This window comes from Amycolatopsis thermoflava N1165, assembly GCF_000473265.1.
Classification (GTDB): Bacteria; Actinomycetota; Actinomycetes; order Mycobacteriales; family Pseudonocardiaceae; genus Amycolatopsis_E; species Amycolatopsis_E thermoflava.
Genome location: NZ_KI421511.1, coordinates 6,543,774 through 6,558,153 on the forward strand (window position 1 = coordinate 6,543,774; position 14,380 = coordinate 6,558,153).

21 protein-coding genes are annotated in these 14,380 nt (G+C 69.8%); 20 read left to right on the forward strand and 1 reads right to left on the reverse strand.

What is annotated here, in order from left to right; genetic code table 11:
* Window positions 1-2 precede the first annotated feature (2 nt).
* Both AMYTH_RS0132440 and AMYTH_RS0132445 read left to right on the forward strand, forming a co-directional pair.
* Window positions 3-545 (forward strand): hypothetical protein, encoded by a 543-nt coding sequence (locus tag AMYTH_RS0132440; RefSeq protein WP_027933725.1) that lies wholly within the window; start codon window positions 3-5, stop codon window positions 543-545.
* On the forward strand, window positions 542-805 hold the full coding sequence (locus tag AMYTH_RS0132445) for a hypothetical protein (RefSeq protein WP_027933726.1): 264 nt from the start codon (window positions 542-544) through the stop codon (window positions 803-805). Before AMYTH_RS0132440 ends, AMYTH_RS0132445 begins: the two co-directional genes overlap by 4 nt.
* On the opposite strand, the gene AMYTH_RS0132450 is transcribed toward AMYTH_RS0132445, so the two are convergent.
* Window positions 802-1,377, reverse strand: coding sequence for a hypothetical protein (locus tag AMYTH_RS0132450; RefSeq protein ID WP_209440805.1), 576 nt, complete (start codon window positions 1,375-1,377; stop codon window positions 802-804). The genes AMYTH_RS0132445 and AMYTH_RS0132450 overlap by 4 nt on opposite strands.
* Window positions 1,378-1,383: 6 nt before the next feature.
* Between AMYTH_RS0132450 and AMYTH_RS49170 the strand changes: the two genes are divergently transcribed.
* From AMYTH_RS49170 to AMYTH_RS0132540, 18 genes are all read left to right on the forward strand, one after another.
* Window positions 1,384-1,821, forward strand: coding sequence for a hypothetical protein (locus AMYTH_RS49170; protein ID WP_157360689.1), 438 nt, complete (start codon window positions 1,384-1,386; stop codon window positions 1,819-1,821).
* Complete coding sequence (locus AMYTH_RS46145; protein ID WP_037322848.1) at window positions 1,818-3,146, forward strand: phage terminase large subunit; 1,329 nt, start codon at window positions 1,818-1,820, stop codon at window positions 3,144-3,146. Before AMYTH_RS49170 ends, AMYTH_RS46145 begins: the two co-directional genes overlap by 4 nt.
* Before the next feature lie 164 nt (window positions 3,147-3,310).
* Window positions 3,311-4,042, forward strand: coding sequence for a DNA-methyltransferase (locus AMYTH_RS0132465; protein WP_027933728.1), 732 nt, complete (start codon window positions 3,311-3,313; stop codon window positions 4,040-4,042).
* A gap of 135 nt (window positions 4,043-4,177) precedes the next feature.
* Window positions 4,178-4,387 (forward strand): hypothetical protein, encoded by a 210-nt coding sequence (locus AMYTH_RS0132470; RefSeq protein ID WP_027933729.1) that lies wholly within the window; start codon window positions 4,178-4,180, stop codon window positions 4,385-4,387.
* Window positions 4,384-6,492 carry a phage portal protein gene (locus AMYTH_RS0132475; protein ID WP_157360690.1) on the forward strand — a complete coding sequence of 703 codons (2,109 nt, stop codon included), beginning with the start codon at window positions 4,384-4,386 and terminating at the stop codon, window positions 6,490-6,492. Before AMYTH_RS0132470 ends, AMYTH_RS0132475 begins: the two co-directional genes overlap by 4 nt.
* Window positions 6,492-7,499 carry a head maturation protease, ClpP-related gene (locus AMYTH_RS46150; RefSeq protein WP_051362884.1) on the forward strand — a complete coding sequence of 336 codons (1,008 nt, stop codon included), beginning with the start codon at window positions 6,492-6,494 and terminating at the stop codon, window positions 7,497-7,499. The genes AMYTH_RS0132475 and AMYTH_RS46150 overlap by 1 nt, the downstream gene beginning before the upstream one ends.
* Window positions 7,496-8,893 carry a phage major capsid protein gene (locus AMYTH_RS0132485; protein WP_027933731.1) on the forward strand — a complete coding sequence of 466 codons (1,398 nt, stop codon included), beginning with the start codon at window positions 7,496-7,498 and terminating at the stop codon, window positions 8,891-8,893. The genes AMYTH_RS46150 and AMYTH_RS0132485 overlap by 4 nt, the downstream gene beginning before the upstream one ends.
* A gap of 86 nt (window positions 8,894-8,979) precedes the next feature.
* A complete protein-coding gene (locus tag AMYTH_RS0132490) occupies window positions 8,980-9,417 on the forward strand; it encodes a hypothetical protein (protein ID WP_027933732.1) in 438 nt (145 codons plus the stop codon).
* A 17-nt stretch (window positions 9,418-9,434) separates the two neighbouring features.
* Window positions 9,435-9,863, forward strand: a complete 429-nt coding sequence (locus AMYTH_RS0132495) for a hypothetical protein (RefSeq protein ID WP_027933733.1) — start codon at window positions 9,435-9,437, stop codon at window positions 9,861-9,863.
* Complete coding sequence (locus AMYTH_RS49175) at window positions 9,860-10,036, forward strand: hypothetical protein (RefSeq protein ID WP_157360691.1); 177 nt, start codon at window positions 9,860-9,862, stop codon at window positions 10,034-10,036. The genes AMYTH_RS0132495 and AMYTH_RS49175 overlap by 4 nt, the downstream gene beginning before the upstream one ends.
* A 96-nt stretch (window positions 10,037-10,132) precedes the next feature.
* A complete protein-coding gene (locus AMYTH_RS0132505) occupies window positions 10,133-11,179 on the forward strand; it encodes a hypothetical protein (RefSeq protein WP_157360692.1) in 1,047 nt (348 codons plus the stop codon).
* Between the two features lies 1 nt (window position 11,180).
* Window positions 11,181-11,555 (forward strand): hypothetical protein, encoded by a 375-nt coding sequence (locus AMYTH_RS0132510; RefSeq protein WP_027933735.1) that lies wholly within the window; start codon window positions 11,181-11,183, stop codon window positions 11,553-11,555.
* On the forward strand, window positions 11,555-12,022 hold the full coding sequence (locus AMYTH_RS0132515) for a hypothetical protein (RefSeq protein ID WP_027933736.1): 468 nt from the start codon (window positions 11,555-11,557) through the stop codon (window positions 12,020-12,022). The genes AMYTH_RS0132510 and AMYTH_RS0132515 overlap by 1 nt, the downstream gene beginning before the upstream one ends.
* Window positions 12,019-12,261, forward strand: a complete 243-nt coding sequence (locus AMYTH_RS0132520; RefSeq protein ID WP_037322850.1) for a hypothetical protein — start codon at window positions 12,019-12,021, stop codon at window positions 12,259-12,261. Before AMYTH_RS0132515 ends, AMYTH_RS0132520 begins: the two co-directional genes overlap by 4 nt.
* 1 nt (window position 12,262) lies before the next feature.
* On the forward strand, window positions 12,263-13,033 hold the full coding sequence (locus AMYTH_RS0132525) for a hypothetical protein (protein WP_027933738.1): 771 nt from the start codon (window positions 12,263-12,265) through the stop codon (window positions 13,031-13,033).
* A complete protein-coding gene (locus AMYTH_RS0132530; RefSeq protein ID WP_027933739.1) occupies window positions 13,033-13,461 on the forward strand; it encodes a hypothetical protein in 429 nt (142 codons plus the stop codon). The genes AMYTH_RS0132525 and AMYTH_RS0132530 overlap by 1 nt, the downstream gene beginning before the upstream one ends.
* 10 nt (window positions 13,462-13,471) lie before the next feature.
* Entirely contained in the window at window positions 13,472-13,879 is a 408-nt protein-coding gene (locus tag AMYTH_RS0132535; RefSeq protein ID WP_209440806.1) for a hypothetical protein, read from the forward strand.
* Window positions 13,880-13,882: 3 nt separating this feature from the next.
* Window positions 13,883-14,320, forward strand: coding sequence for a hypothetical protein (locus tag AMYTH_RS0132540; RefSeq protein WP_027933741.1), 438 nt, complete (start codon window positions 13,883-13,885; stop codon window positions 14,318-14,320).
* Window positions 14,321-14,380 lie beyond the last annotated feature (60 nt).

A 14,380-nucleotide genomic window follows, 5' to 3' on the forward strand; every position in this document is an offset into this window, starting at 1 on the left:
ACATGCCCACCAACAGCGACAACCGGTCCGCTGACGAACAGATCGCCTCGGAAGAGGTCCGCACTGCCGTCGTCGACCTCAAGCGCCAAGGCAAGACGTTCCAGCAGATCGGCGACGAACTCGGCTTCACCAAGCAGCGCGCCCACCAGCTGTACTGGGAGGCCATCCGCGAGACCAAGTTCGAGGCCGTCGCCACCTACCGGGCCGCCGAGCTGCACAAGCTCGACGCGATGGAACGCGCCGTGCAGGGCGTCCTCGACCGCGAGCACGTCGTGGTGTCCCACGGCCGCGTGGTGTGGGCGCAGGACCTCGTGCTCGACGAGCAGGGCAACCCGAAGCGGGACGACAAGGGCGAGTTTCTGATCCGCTACGGGGCGCCCCTCGTCGACGACGGCCCGCTCCTCGAAGCCGTCGACCGGCTCCTGAAGATCCAGGCCGCCCGGCGCGCGATCCTCGGCCTCGACACGCCGGTGAAGCAGCAGATCGAGACCGACCAGACCGTGAAATACATCGTCGAAGGCGTCGACACGGAGGCAATGAAGTGAAGATCGTTGTGGAGCGCGGCGCGAACGACGCCGACCTGAACCTCGCTCGTGATTGGGTGATCGCGCACGGCGTGGACCCGAACCTCGTACCGATTCCCGCTGAGATCGTGGTCGATGATGGCCGGATCACGTTCGAGCAGCTCGTCCGCGACGAGGACGGCCGCTTTGTGATCGAGGGCGACGATGTCAAGCGCACCACCGTGACCGTCGAGCAGCGGTGGCCCTGGCCGTTCGAACGGGCCGTACTGGCCGGCGCCTAGGCGTGCGGCTCGATGGGCTTCGGGTAGTCGCGCGGCGCCAGCAACCGGTTGCCGGGTCGTGGTGCCGGACCCGGCTTCCGCTTGCGGTTCTTGGCGAAGTGTTCGGCGGCCGACTTCAACCAGTACCCGGGCACGACCGGGGTCGGGAACGGGTGCGGCTTGCCCTCGCGGGCCGCGGCCGCGCGCTTGCTCTCCAGGTCGTAGATCCACTGCTTCCGCACGCCGCACAACTCCGCGAATTCGGCGGCCGACACCATCGGCGGGATCGACGAGTTCGACAGGCGCCGCTCGACCTCGGCGTAGGAGAGGGCTTCGGCCGCGTCCCACCCGGTGACCGTGTAGCCGCTGCTGGCCAGCTGCTCGAGCAGCGCTGCCCGCGCCTGGGTGAGCGCGTCGAGGGGGTCGGTGGTGGTGCTGGTCATCGTGATGGTGAACGCGGTCTCGTGCTCGCCGACCGACAGCAGGTGTTCGCCGGCGATGCGGCGGCCGAGCGGGAAGACGTGTTCGCGCGGGACTGGCCGGTCGAGGACCACCGAGAGTGTGATGTTCCAGGGCTCCATGTCGTCTATCATGCCTTAATGCTTGACTACATTCAAGTATCACGGGTGGCGGTACGCTGGGAAAGCTGGCCGGGGGTGCTAGTTCCACCCCCGGCCAGCCCGCGATCACTCGCTACGCGGCACCTCGCCGTGGACGGGAACCACGGCACCTTGCCGATTACGGATATTGTTCTTACGCGCCTCACCGTCAAGACGGACGGCCCCGAGCCGAACTGGGTCCTACAAATGGACAGCGGAAGTGTGACGGCGGCAGACCTTCCCTGCGCACTCTGGAGGGTGGTGGCGCCCGGTGACGAACGCACCTCCGGCCACCTGTTCGAGCGCCTGGAGGACAAGCCGTCAAAGCGGATCGAGCCGCCGAGGGTGTTCGCCGAGGTGACCTTCGTGGACGCGGAAGGGTTGCGGTGGTCCCGGACCACCGAGAACCGCGAGCCGCAGAGGGTCATCGAGAAGTGACCGCGCCCGCCGTCGTCGAGCACCGGTACCGGCCGCGCGGGGCGGCGAAGCGGCTGCTCGCCTGCCGGGACCCCGAGGTGCTGCTCTCGGGCCCGGCAGGCACCGGCAAGTCCCGCGCGTGCCTGGAGAAGCTGCACCTGATGTGCCTGCTCAACCCCGGCATGCGCGGCCTCATCGTCCGCAAGACCCAGGTGTCCATGACCAACACCGCACTGGTCACCTTCCGCGAGCACGTCGCCGCCGAGTCCATCGCGGCCGGCCACGTCCGCTGGTTCGGCGGCTCCCAGCAGGAAGCCGCCTGCTACCGGTACACCAACGGCAGTGTGATCAACGTCGGCGGGATGGACAAGCCCACCAAGATCATGTCCTCGGAATACGACATCGTCTACGTCCAGGAAGCGATCGAGCTGACCGAGACCGACTGGGAAGCCATCACCACCCGCCTCCGCAACGGCAAGGTGTCGTTCCAGCAGATCATCGCCGACACCAACCCCGACACCGCCACCCACTGGCTCAAGAAGCGCTGTGACAAAGGTGTCACGCGGATGATCGAGTCCCGGCACGAGGACAACCCCGTGCTGGTGCGCGAGGACGGCACCCGCACCGAGGTCGGCGAGGCGTACATCTCCAAGCTCGACGCCCTCACCGGCGTCCGGCGGCTCCGCCTGAAGGACGGCCTGTGGGTCGCCGCCGAGGGCCAGATCTACGAGGACTGGACCCCGGCGATCCACCACGTCGACCGGTTCGACATCCCCGACGACTGGACCCGCTGGTGGAGCGTGGACTTCGGGTTCACCAATCCGTTCGTGCTGCAATGCTGGGCCGAGGACCACGACGGCCGCCTGTACCTGTACCGGGAGATCTACCGCACCCGCCGCCTGGTCGAGGACCACGCCAAGGACATCCTGCACATCGTGGCGCCTGAGGGGAAGTGGCGGGAACCCCGGCCGCGTGCGGTGATCTGCGACCACGACGCCGAGGATCGCGCCACGCTCGAACGCCACCTCGGGCTCGGCACGGTGGCCGCGAAGAAGACCGTGTCGGACGGGATCCAGGCCGTGCAGGCACGCCTGCGCCCGGCCGGCGACGGCAAGCCCCGCCTGTTCCTGCTGCGTGACTCGCTCGTCGAGCGCGACTCGGACCTGGAGGCCGCCGCGAAGCCGCTGTCCACCGTGGACGAGATCCCCGGGTACGTGTGGGACGTGTCCGAGGGGAAGCCGCCGAAGGAGACCCCGGTCAAGGAGAACGACCACGGCGTCGACGCGCTGCGGTACATGGTCGCCGAGCGGGACCTCGGCGGCCGGCCGCGGGTGCGGTTCCTGTGATGCGCCACGCGACTATCGGTTGTTGCCCCCAGGTGACAGAGAAGGTAGCTTGATCATCTCAACGTGAGGTGTCTCCCCAGTAGCCTCCGGCTGCTGCCCTCCATGGCACACGACCGCCCCCCGACCTGCTCGGTGCGGGCGCCCGCCTGAAGGGGAGAGGCACCATGCCTTCCAGTGTCATGCACCACGGCGACGCACTCGCCATCCTGCCCACGATCGCGCCCGCGACCGTCGACGCGGTGATCACGGACCCGCCCTACAACTCGGGCGGACGCACCAACGGCGAGCGCCGGTCCCGGAGCGCGCGTGCGAAGTACGTCTCCGGCGACGCCCAGCACGACCTCGCCGACTTCACCGGCGACAACCGCGACCAGCGCAGCTACATCACATGGCTATCCCTCGTGCTCGAACACGCCCTCCGCGCCACCGTCTCAGGTGGACACTGCCTCGTGTTCACTGACTGGCGCCAACTGCCCGCCACGTCGGACGCCTTGCAGGTCGCCGGCTGGACCTGGCAGGGCACACTCACCTGGTACAAGCCGGTCAACCGGCCCCGCCGTGGCGGCTTCCGCGCGGCCTGCGAGTACATCCTGTGGGGCACCAACGGGCCCTACGACAACCAGCGCGAGATCTACCTGCCCGGCATGTTCTCCGCCAGCCAGCCCGGCGGGCGCCAGCGCCGCCACATCACGCAGAAGCCCGTCGACGGGCTCCTGGCGGAACTCGTCCAGATCTGCCGCCCCGGCGGTGTCGTCCTCGACCCCTTCGCCGGCTCCGGTTCGACGGGCGAGGCGGTGCTCGCGTCGGGCCGGTCGTTCATCGGCATCGAGCTGTCCGAGCACTACCACCAGGTAGCGACTGAACGGCTCGCCGACATCCAGGCTCCCGTCGACTAGGAGGCACGGACGGGGTTGCCGGCCGGGGTGGTGCAGCCGGGAGACCTGCACTGCCCCGGCCTGGTGCATCGCGACACGACGGCTCAACACCTTTTCATCTGTCTAGGTGTTCATGTGTTCAGGTATCCTGCGCGTGTGATCAACCGGCTCATCGCCCTTCTGCAGCCAGCGGTGAGCCGTGTCGCGCCCGCGATCCTGTCCCTCGTCGCGCTCGTGTGCTTCGTCATCGCGGCGTTCCTCCAGTTCGGACTCGCCGCCGGGCTGCTCGCCGTCGGCGCCGCGTGTCTGGTCGCCGAGTGGCGCATGCTCGAACCGAAATCCGCTCGCCCGGACGGTCGCCGGTGAGGGGCCTGCTCGCGCCGCGGCCGCGCAACGACAGCCCCGTCCCGCTCGCCCCCCGCCGGGCCATGGGCTTCGGCTCGATGTTCGGGTCCCGCGCCGACGTCATCGGCCAGCTCGACACGATGGCCACCAACGGCACCGTGTTCGGCATCGTCGACCGCATCGCCCAAGCCATCGCCGGAACCGAGTGGAAGCTCTACCGCAAGGCCGCATCGGGCAACGAGGAAGACCGCATCCAGATCACCCGGCACGCCGCGCTCGACATCGTGACGAAGCCGAACCCCTTCTACTCCCGCGCCACCTTCTTCGAAGCCTCCTCCCAGCACGCCGACCTGACCGGCGAAACCTGGTGGGTCGTCGGCCGCAGCCCCCGCCTGCGGAACCTCCCCCTCGAACTCTGGCCCGTGCGCCCCGACCGCATGACCCCGGTCCCGCACCCGAACAAGTTCCTGGCCGGCTACATCTACACCTCGCCGGACGGGGAAAAGGTGCCGCTCGAGCTGGACGAGGTGATCTTCACCCGCCGGCCGAACCCGTCCGACCCCTACCGCGGGCTCGGCCCGGTGCAGGCCATCCTGACCGACGTCCACTCCGCCCGCTACGCGGCCGAGTGGAACAAGAACTTCTTCCTGAACTCGGCCGAGCCCGGCGGGATCATCGAGGTCGACAAGCACCTGTCGGACCCCGAGTTCGACGAGCTGACGAAGCGCTGGAACGAGCAGCACCGCGGCGTCGCCCGCGCCCACCGCGTCGCCGTGCTGGAGCAGGGCAAGTGGATCGACCGCAAGTACACCCAGCGGGACATGGAGTTCACCGCCCTGCGCGGCGTCACCCGCGACGCGCTGATGGAGGCGTTCGGGTTCCCGAAGGCCATGCTCGGCATCACCCAGGACGTCAACCGGGCCAACGCCGAAGCCGGCGAGGTGATGTTCGCCCGATGGCTGGTCAAGCCGCGGCTGGAGCGGTGGCGGGACGCGCTGAACACCATGTTGCTGCCGCTGTTCGGCGACACCGCGCGTGACCTCGAGTTCGACTTCGACAACCCGGTGCCCGAGGACGAGGCCGCCGAGAACGCGGCGATGACCGCGAAGGCCACGGCGGCGAAGACCTACATCGATGCCGGGTTCGACGGCGAGTCGGTGAAGGAGGCGCTCGAACTGCCGGACGCGCTGGTGTGGGAGAAGCCGGAGAAGCCAGCGCCGCCGAAGCTGCCTGCGCCGGGCGCGCAGGACGAGCCCGTGCCGGTCGTCGACAACTGGCCCGCCCAGGTGGCTGCACTCGCGGGCGACCCCCCGTACCCGCACCGGATCCGGAGCCAGGACTTCCCGACTCCGCCGGGGGACTGGCCCGAGCGCGACGAGGACGCCGTCGACGCCGTCGACCTCAGCCCGGTCCAGGCTGCGTGGGAAGCCGCGCTGGTCGCGCTGCTGGAGCTGTGGAGGGGCAGCGTCGTCGCCGCGTGGATTGACGAGCTCCTCGACCAGATCCGCGCCGTGCTGCGCGGCGAGGGCACCTTCACCAGCCTCACCGTCGAGACCGACACCGCGGCCAGCCACTTGGCCGACGCGATGCGCGAGCTCGCCGAAACCGCCGCCGGGCATGCCGTCGACGAGGCCGCAGAGCACGACGTCACCCTCACCCCCGCATGGCCCACCGAATCCGAGCTGCAGGACGCGGCCCAGACCATCGCCACCTTCGAGGGGCAGCGCTACGCCCAGTCGGCCGGCCGTGAAGCCGCCCGGATCGCCTGGCCTGACGCTGACCCCGACGAGATCACCGACCACGTCCGGACCCACCTCGAAGGCCTTTCCGACTCGACGTCGGCGCAGGCCTTGGGCGGGGGGCTCACCCACGCGCAGAACCAGGCCCGGCAGGCCACGTTCAAGTCCGGCCCGGTCGGCGCGCTCTACGCCTCCGAGCAGATGGACCGCAACACCTGCGACCCGTGTCGCGAGATCCACGGCCGCTGGGTCGCCAACACGGACGACCTGGCGCCGCTGCTGAAGCTCTACCCGTTCGGCGGCTACATCGACTGCAAGGGCACGTGGCGCTGCCGCGGCACCGTCGTCGGCGTGTGGCGGCCCAAGACCACGGAAGGCGGGAGCTGATGGACATCGACCCGCGGCTGATCGGCCGCGTGCAGGACATCGTCCGGGCCCGCGAACAACGGCGGCCTCGCGCGACCGCGGCGCCCCGCGATCGCGGTGTTCGGCTCGTCGCCCTCGACGACTCCACCCCGGAGCTGTGGATCTACGAGGAGATCGACTCCTGGTGGGGAGTGTCCGCCGCCGACGTCGCCGCCGCGCTCAAGGGCCACCGCGGCGACCTCCACGTCCGCATCAACTCCCCGGGCGGGGAGGTGTTCGAGGGGTTCGCGATCTACAACCTGCTCGCCCAGCTCGACGGCACCGTCACCGTCACGGTCGAAGGCCTCGCCGCGTCGGCTGCGTCCTTCATCGCGATGGCTGGCGACAAGGTCCGGATGTGCCTGGCCAGCCAGATGATGATCCACGACCCGTGGGGATTCTGCGTCGGCGCAGCGGACGACATGCGCGACATGGGCAGTGTCCTCGACTCGCTTGCCGAGACCCTCGCCGGGATCTACGCCGAGCGTGCCGGTGGTGAGATCGCGGCTTGGCGCGACGTGATGCGCGGCGAGCAGTGGTACACGCCGCAGGAAGCCATCGACGCCGGGCTCGCCGACGAGATCGTGACCCCGAAACGCAAGGGCGGCGACGAGCCGGAGGAGCCCGACGAGAGCCAGCTGGCTGCTACCCGGTGGGACCTGTCGGTGTTCCAGTTCCGCCACGCAGGCCGCGACGCTGCGCCGAAAGCCACCGATTCCGAGCCTGGGGTGACCCACACACAGCCCTCGGCCACGAAGGACGCTGCAGCAGCGACGTCCGGCGACGACAGCGAGGCCAGCGGCGCCGAGCGGCAGGCCGCCGCTTCGCCAGATGCCGTCGACGAACCCGAGGCCGCCCCCGCGCCCGGCGCCGATTCGGAACCAGCACCACCCGACCCGTGGGCCGACGCCGTCGCCGCCCTCCTCGAACCGGAGCCGTCCACAACGGACGAGCTGCTGATGTCCCTCCAAGAGAAAGGCCTGGCATGACGACCCAGCTCGTTCCGCCGAAGAACGTCCCGATCCCGAAGAACGCCGACGAGCTCGCCGAGATGGTCGGCGACCCCGGCAAGCTCAAGCCGATCATCGAGAACAAGGAGGCGTTCGCCGGGTTCATCCAGGCCTACGCCGACCAGCAGCAGGCCCCCGGCACCGACCTGCACGAGGCGATCAAGGCCGAGACGCAGAAGCAGCTGGCCGACTACCTCCGCGAGAAGGACCTCGACGGCGACAACGTCGAGCGGATCAACCGGCTCAACCTCGACCCGCAGGGCGGCGCCCGCAACCGCAAGGGCGGCATGCTCACCTCCTACGGGCAGGGCGCCAACCACAACCCGAACGCCCCGGGCGTGGTCCTGGACGACAAGTTCAACAACGCCGTCGACTACCTCGAGTCGATCTGGCACCTCAACGAGTCCCCGGAGGCCTCCGCACGGCGCACGGAGATCCGCAACGCCGCCTCGTCGGTGTCGCCGGCGGACGGTGGCTTCTTGGTGCCGGAGACGCTGCGCAGCCAGCTGCTGCAGGTGTCGCTGGAGACCGCGACGGTGCGACCGCGGGCCACCGTGGTGCCGATGGACTCGGCGCGGGTGCCGTTCCCCACGATCGACGTCTCCAGCAACCAGAGCAGCGTGTTCGGCGGCATGATCGCCTACTGGGGTGAGGAGTCGGCCGCGCTGGTCGACGCGAACCCGAAGTTCGGGCGCGTCGTCCTGGACGCGAAGAAGCTGACCGGCCTGTCGGTGGTGCCGAACGAGCTGCTGCAGGACTCGATCATCTCGTTCTCGGCGCTGATCGAGCGGCTCTGGCCGATGACGCTGTCGTTCGAGGAGGACGCCGCCTTCTCCAAGGGCAACGGCGTCGGCCAGCCCCTGGGCTACCTCGGCAACCCCGCCACGGTCGCCGTCGGCGCCGAATCCGGGCAGGCCGCGGACACGATCGTCTACGAGAACATCGTCAAGATGTACGCCCGGATGCTGCCGTCGTCGCTGCAGCGCGCGGCGTGGGTGGTCACCCCGGACGCGCTTCCCGAGCTGCTGACGATGAGCCTGTCGGTCGGCACCGGCGGCAACTCGGTGTTCGTCGCGAACGCGGCTGGCGCCGCCCCGATGACGATCTTCGGGCGGCCGATCATCGTCACCGAGCAGGCCAGTGTGCTCGGCGACCAGGGCGACATCGCGTTCGTCGACCTCACCTACTACCTCGTCGGTGACCGGCAGACCATGACCGCCTCCTCGTCGACCGACTGGAAGTTCGGCAACGACCAGACCGCCTACCGCATCATCCAGCGCGTCGACGGCCGCCCGTGGATCCAGTCGGCCATCACCCCGAAGAACGGCGGCCCCGCGCTGTCCCCGTTCGTCGAGCTGGCCGCCCGCGCCTGATCGTTGCCGGGGCCGGGCGGCATTAACACCCCGCCCGGCTCTCGCTCCGAAGTGGCAATCAACCCCCACCAGGAAGGCACAACCCCATGGCACAGAAGGCTCTCGGCCGGCTGTTCAACACGGCACCGGCCGCCGACGGTAAGTGGATCAACCTCAAGGCGGCGGGCGGTGTGGCGTTCCTGTGCTACCTCGCTGGCGCCGTGGGCGACACCTACACGCTGCAGGAGGCGAGGGACGCGGCGGGCACCGGCGCGCAGAACCTGCCGGTGCTCACCGAGTACCACACCGCCACCGGCGACGGGTCGGACGCGTGGACGCGCCGCACGCAGGCCGCGGCCGCGACGGTCGTCACCGCGGCGGCTGCGGCCCAGAACGCGATGGTGTGCGAGGTCGAGGCCGCGTCCCTGTCCGACGGCTACAAGTTCGTCCGGCTCAGCTCGACCGGCGCGGGCACTGTGAACGCGGTGACCCGGGACCTGGTGGCGCAGCGCGCCCCGGCGAACCTGCCGGCGATGGGCGTCTGAGCACGAAGGTCGGACCAATGCTGTGGATCTGCCAGGAGTGCACCACCGCCTACGCGGTGGGCCTCCTGGCCTGCCCGCACTGCGCAAGCACCAACTACCTGGAAGAAGGCCAGGAAATGCCCAAGATCACCGTCTACGGTGGAGCGTCCAACGCCAACCCCGAGACCACGGTCGAGGTTCCAGGCGAGGTCGTCGACGGCCCGCATGGCGAGCGTGAGCCGCTGCCCGAGTTCGACCCCACCACCGAGCGCGTCACGCCGCCCGTCGAGCAGGAGGCGACGGGCGAGCAGGCGAGCGAGGGGGCCGAGCCGTTCGACCCCAGCGACCACACCGTGACCGAGGTGCTGGCGTACCTCGACGGCGCCGACGACGTCGAGCGCACCCGCGTCCTCGACGCCGAGAAGGCCGGCAAGAACCGCCGCGGAATCGTCGGCGAGCAGGCATGACCGAGGCAGGCGGCTGGTACGGGCTTCTCGCGATCGCGCACGAGGCAGCGGCCGAGCGCGCGGCGGAGCAGGCCCGGCCACCCGTTGCCTGTCCGAACGACGGCGAGCCGCTCCAGACCGGACCTGACGGCAGCCTGCACTGCCCTTTCGACGGCTGGCGCCCCAACGGCTGACCGCCGGACTGGACAACTGAATACCGACTCGAACCCAGCACTCCACGGGGTGCTCGGCCAAGAAAGCAAGGGCACAGGAACGAGGTGAGCACCAGCATGACCGAACCGTGGTATGCCACGAGGGAGGACGTGAAGTCCGCCCTGGACAGCAAGGAGACCGCGCGGAACGACGCGCAGGTCGACCGCGCCGTCGCCTCGGCGTCCCGCGGCATTGATGCCCTGTGCCACCGCCGGTTCTACCCCTGGACCGGCAGCAGGTCGTTCCCCTGGCCCGACCCGCAGATGGGCACCTCGTACCGGCTCTGGCTCGACGACAACGAGCTGGTCGCCGTCACAGCGCTGCAGAGCGGGGGAGTGGCGATCGGCGCGGACCAGTACTTCCTGGAGCCCGCGAACTCGGGCCCACCCTTCACGCGGATCGAGCTGGACCTCGGCGGGTCCGCGTCGTTCGGCGGCGGTGCGACCGCCCAGCGCGACATCGAGATCAGCGGCGTGTTCGGGTACCGGGCCGACGAGAGCCCGGCTGGGGCGCTCGCCGGCGCGCTGGATGGCACCGCGGGCACGGTCGCCGTGACCAACTCGGCCGCCGTCGGTGTCGGCTCGCTGCTGCGAATCGGCAGCGAGCGGCTGATCGTCACCGGGAAGACCATGACGCCGACCGGCCAGACGCTCCAGGCCGACATCGACGCCCGTGCCTCGACGGCCGCAATCCCGGTCGCCAACGGCGCCGCGTTCGCCGAGGGCGAGACGGTCCTCGTCGACGCCGAGCGGATGCGGATCCTCGACGTCGCCGGCAACACGCTGATCGTGAAGCGAGCCTGGGACGGCTCCGCACTAGCCGCGCACACCACCGGCGCCGTGATCTACGCGCCGCGCACCCTGACCCTGGAGCGCGCCGCCGTGGGCACGAGCGCGGCCAGCCACGCCAACGGGGCCGCGGTGTTCCGGCACGACCCGCCCGCCCTCGTGCGGGAGCTGTGCATCGCCGAGGCGCTCGTGGCCGTGCTGCGGGAGGGCGCCGGGTACGCCACCCGCACCGGCTCCGGCGACAACGCGCGCGAGACCTACGGCGGTGGCCTCCCCGATCTGCGCGAGCAGGTCTACACGGCGCACGGCCGCAAGGTCCGGAAGCGGGTGATCTGAGATGGCGGAGGTGCACGTGTCCGGGCCGCTGTTCGACGGCCGGGCGGACTTGGCGCTGCAGGACGGGCTCGACGCGATCGAAGAGCGGGTTGCCGGGCAGGCATCGGCCGAGGTGCACCTGAACCTCGACACCTCGATCCGGAACCCCACGCCGTACTACGAGACCCAGGTGCAGGTCGTCGCGGACGAGGGTGCCCGTGTGGTCAACGATCGCGGCGTGATCTACGGGCCCTGGCTGGAGGGCGTGGGCGAGCGTAACAAGACCACCCGGTTCAAGGGCTACTTCTCGTTCCGCCGCGCCGCGCACACCACCCGGGAGAAGGCGCCGCAGCTCGCCCGCGAGGTGCTCGCTCGGTTCGTGGGGAGGATGAACTGATGCCGGCGCTCGCCGAGTCGGACTTCGTCGCGCTGATCGAGGCGCTCGCCGACCACGCCCTGCGAACTGGGTGGTTCGACCGGGTCAACCTGCACGAGCCGAAGAATGCGCCCGGCTTCGGGCTCACCTCGGCGATCTGGGTGGACCGGATCGAGCCGATCCGTGGGTCCGGGCTCAACTCGACGTCGGCCCGGTTCGTGGTGAACGTGCGGATCTACCAGAACGCGCTGTCGGACCCGCCGGACGCGATCGACCCGCACCTGACCGCCGCGGTGAACGAGCTGATGCTCGCCTACTCCAACGACTTCACCCTCGACGGGCTCGTGCGCGACGTGGACCTGCTCGGCGCCCACGGCATCCCGCTCTCGGGCATCGCGGGCTACCTCACCCAGGACAAGACGATCTACCGAGTCATGACGATCACGGTCCCGCTGATCGTCAACGACGTTTGGGAGCAGAACGCATGACCGAGAACCCCTGGGCCGGCCGCCGCCACCCGAGCGTGGCGCACTTCCAGCCCCTCTTCGACTACCGGCACCTCCCGGCTCACCTGCAGGCCATCTCCGGCCCGTGCGCACAGCTGGCCGAGACCATGCTCGCGCAGCTGCCCGACGGGCCCGAGCTGTCAGCCGGGCTCCGCAAACTGCTGGAAGCGAAGGACTGCTTCGTCCGGCAGCTCGTCATCGCTCCTCCGAAGGAGGCGTGACGTGGGCAAGCAGTCCGGGCTGGGGGACAACCTGTACGTCTCCGGCTACGACGTGTCCGGCGACGTGGGGCAGGTCGGCAACATCGCCGGCCCGCTCGCGACCCTCGACGTGACCGGCATTGACAAGGAGGCCAACGAGCGCATCGGCGGGCTGCGGGACGGGGCGATCGAGTTCACCGCGTTCTGGAACCCGGAGCGCGCTACCGACAACCCCGGCGTCACCCGCGACCGCGCGCACGCCGTGCTCTCGTCGCTGCCCACCGCCGACCGGCACGTCATGTACTGCCGCGGCACCCAGCTCGGCAGCCAAGCCGCCTGCCTGGTGTCGAAGCAGATCAACTACGACCCCAGCCGGGGCGACGACGGCTCGTTCACCCTCGCCGTCTCCGCGCAGGCCAACGGGTTCGGCCTGGAGTGGTGCACCCAGCTCACCCCCGGCAAGCGCACCGACACCGCGGCCACGAACGGGCCCGCCGTCGACCTCGTCGCGCCGACCGCCTTCGGGCTGCAGGCATACCTGCAGGTGTTCGCGTTCACCGGCACGAGCGCCACGATCAAGCTGCAGGAGTCCAGCGACAACGGCGCGGCCGACGCCTGGACCGACGTCGTGGACGGCTCCTTCGCCGCCGTCGCCGGGATCACCGAGCAGCGCATCCAGACCGCCCGCGATCAGACCGTCGAGCGGTACCTGCGCGTGGTCACCGCCGGCACCTTCACCCAGCTCGTGTTCGCCGTGGGGGTCGCGAAAAACGACGTGGAAGTGAGCTTCTGATGATCAACCGGATCCAGCCCGTCGGCACCGTGCGGGACTACCAGACCTACGCCATCGCCTCACCCCGCGACACGCAGGTCAAGGCCGCGTGCGAGGAGGTCGGGTGCGCGCACTGGCGGCACGGCTGGCGAACCATCGTCGACGAGGCCACCGACCTCGGAAAGCGGCAGGCCGACTACATCCGCACCCAGTCGCGCCGCACGTTCCGTGAGGAGCGCAACGCCGCCGGGCTCACCGTGTTCACGTTCGAGTCCGGACAGCGCTGTTTCGCCGACCACCGCACGCGCCCGGAGGTCTACCTCGTGCGCGACGGCGACTGGCGAGGCAACCCCACCGGCCACGTCCGGCGCCACACCCGCCCGGCCGACTGGGTCGAGGACTTCGGCGAGCACCAGCAGCGCGTCGTCGAGCTGATCAACAAGGGATAGGAGAGCCGCCATGGCGAAGGAATCGGGTCTCGGCTGGAGCACCCTCAGCGTGGACGACGCCGCCGGCACGCCGCGCGACATCCGCAACGACATCACCAACCTGGAGTTCGCGACCCCGCGCGCCACCCAGGACGTCACGGGCATCGACAAGTCCGCGAACGAGCGGCTGCTGCTGCTCGCGGACTTCAGCGCGACGCTGAACGGGGTGTTCAACGACGCCGCGAACGCCTCGCACAGCGTGTTCAAGACGATCACCTCGACCAGCGTGCCGCGCACGATGTCCATCGGCGTGTCCGGGCAGACCCTCACCAACGAGGTACTGCTCACCGACTACCCGCTCACCCGCTCCGACTCCGGCGAGCTGACCTGGGCAGTGCCCGCGGCTCTGGCCGACGGCACGGTCCCGGTCTGGAGCTGACGAATGGGATTCGAACCACCGCAGACCGTCCTCGTCCTCAACTTCGACGAGGACACCGGCATGGACGGCCTCGTGGTCAAGGCCCGGTGGGGCTCGGTCGCCGAGATCCTCCACTTCGAGCACGAGTGGCCGGACATCTTCCGCGCGCTCAAGGACGGCGAGATCACCGTGCGCGAAGCCGAGCAGCGCATGGCCGCGGTGTTCGACTGGTTCGTCGACCTGATCGTCGAGTGGAACATCGGCCCGGACGACGCGCCGCTCCCGATCACGCGGGAGACCATGCGCAGCTTCGAGCCGGCGTTCTGCACGAAGCTCGTCCGCGGCTGGCACGCCGGGCACTACAAGGTCGACGCCCCTTTAGGGAAGCCCTCCAGCGATGGCGATCCGTCCCTGGAGGCGTCGATTCCGATGGAGAGCCTGTCCGAAAGCCTCGCGAGCTGATCTACGCCGAGCGCGTGCTGGGGCTGTGCGAGCGGTTCAAGTGCCTGCCGCACGAGCTGC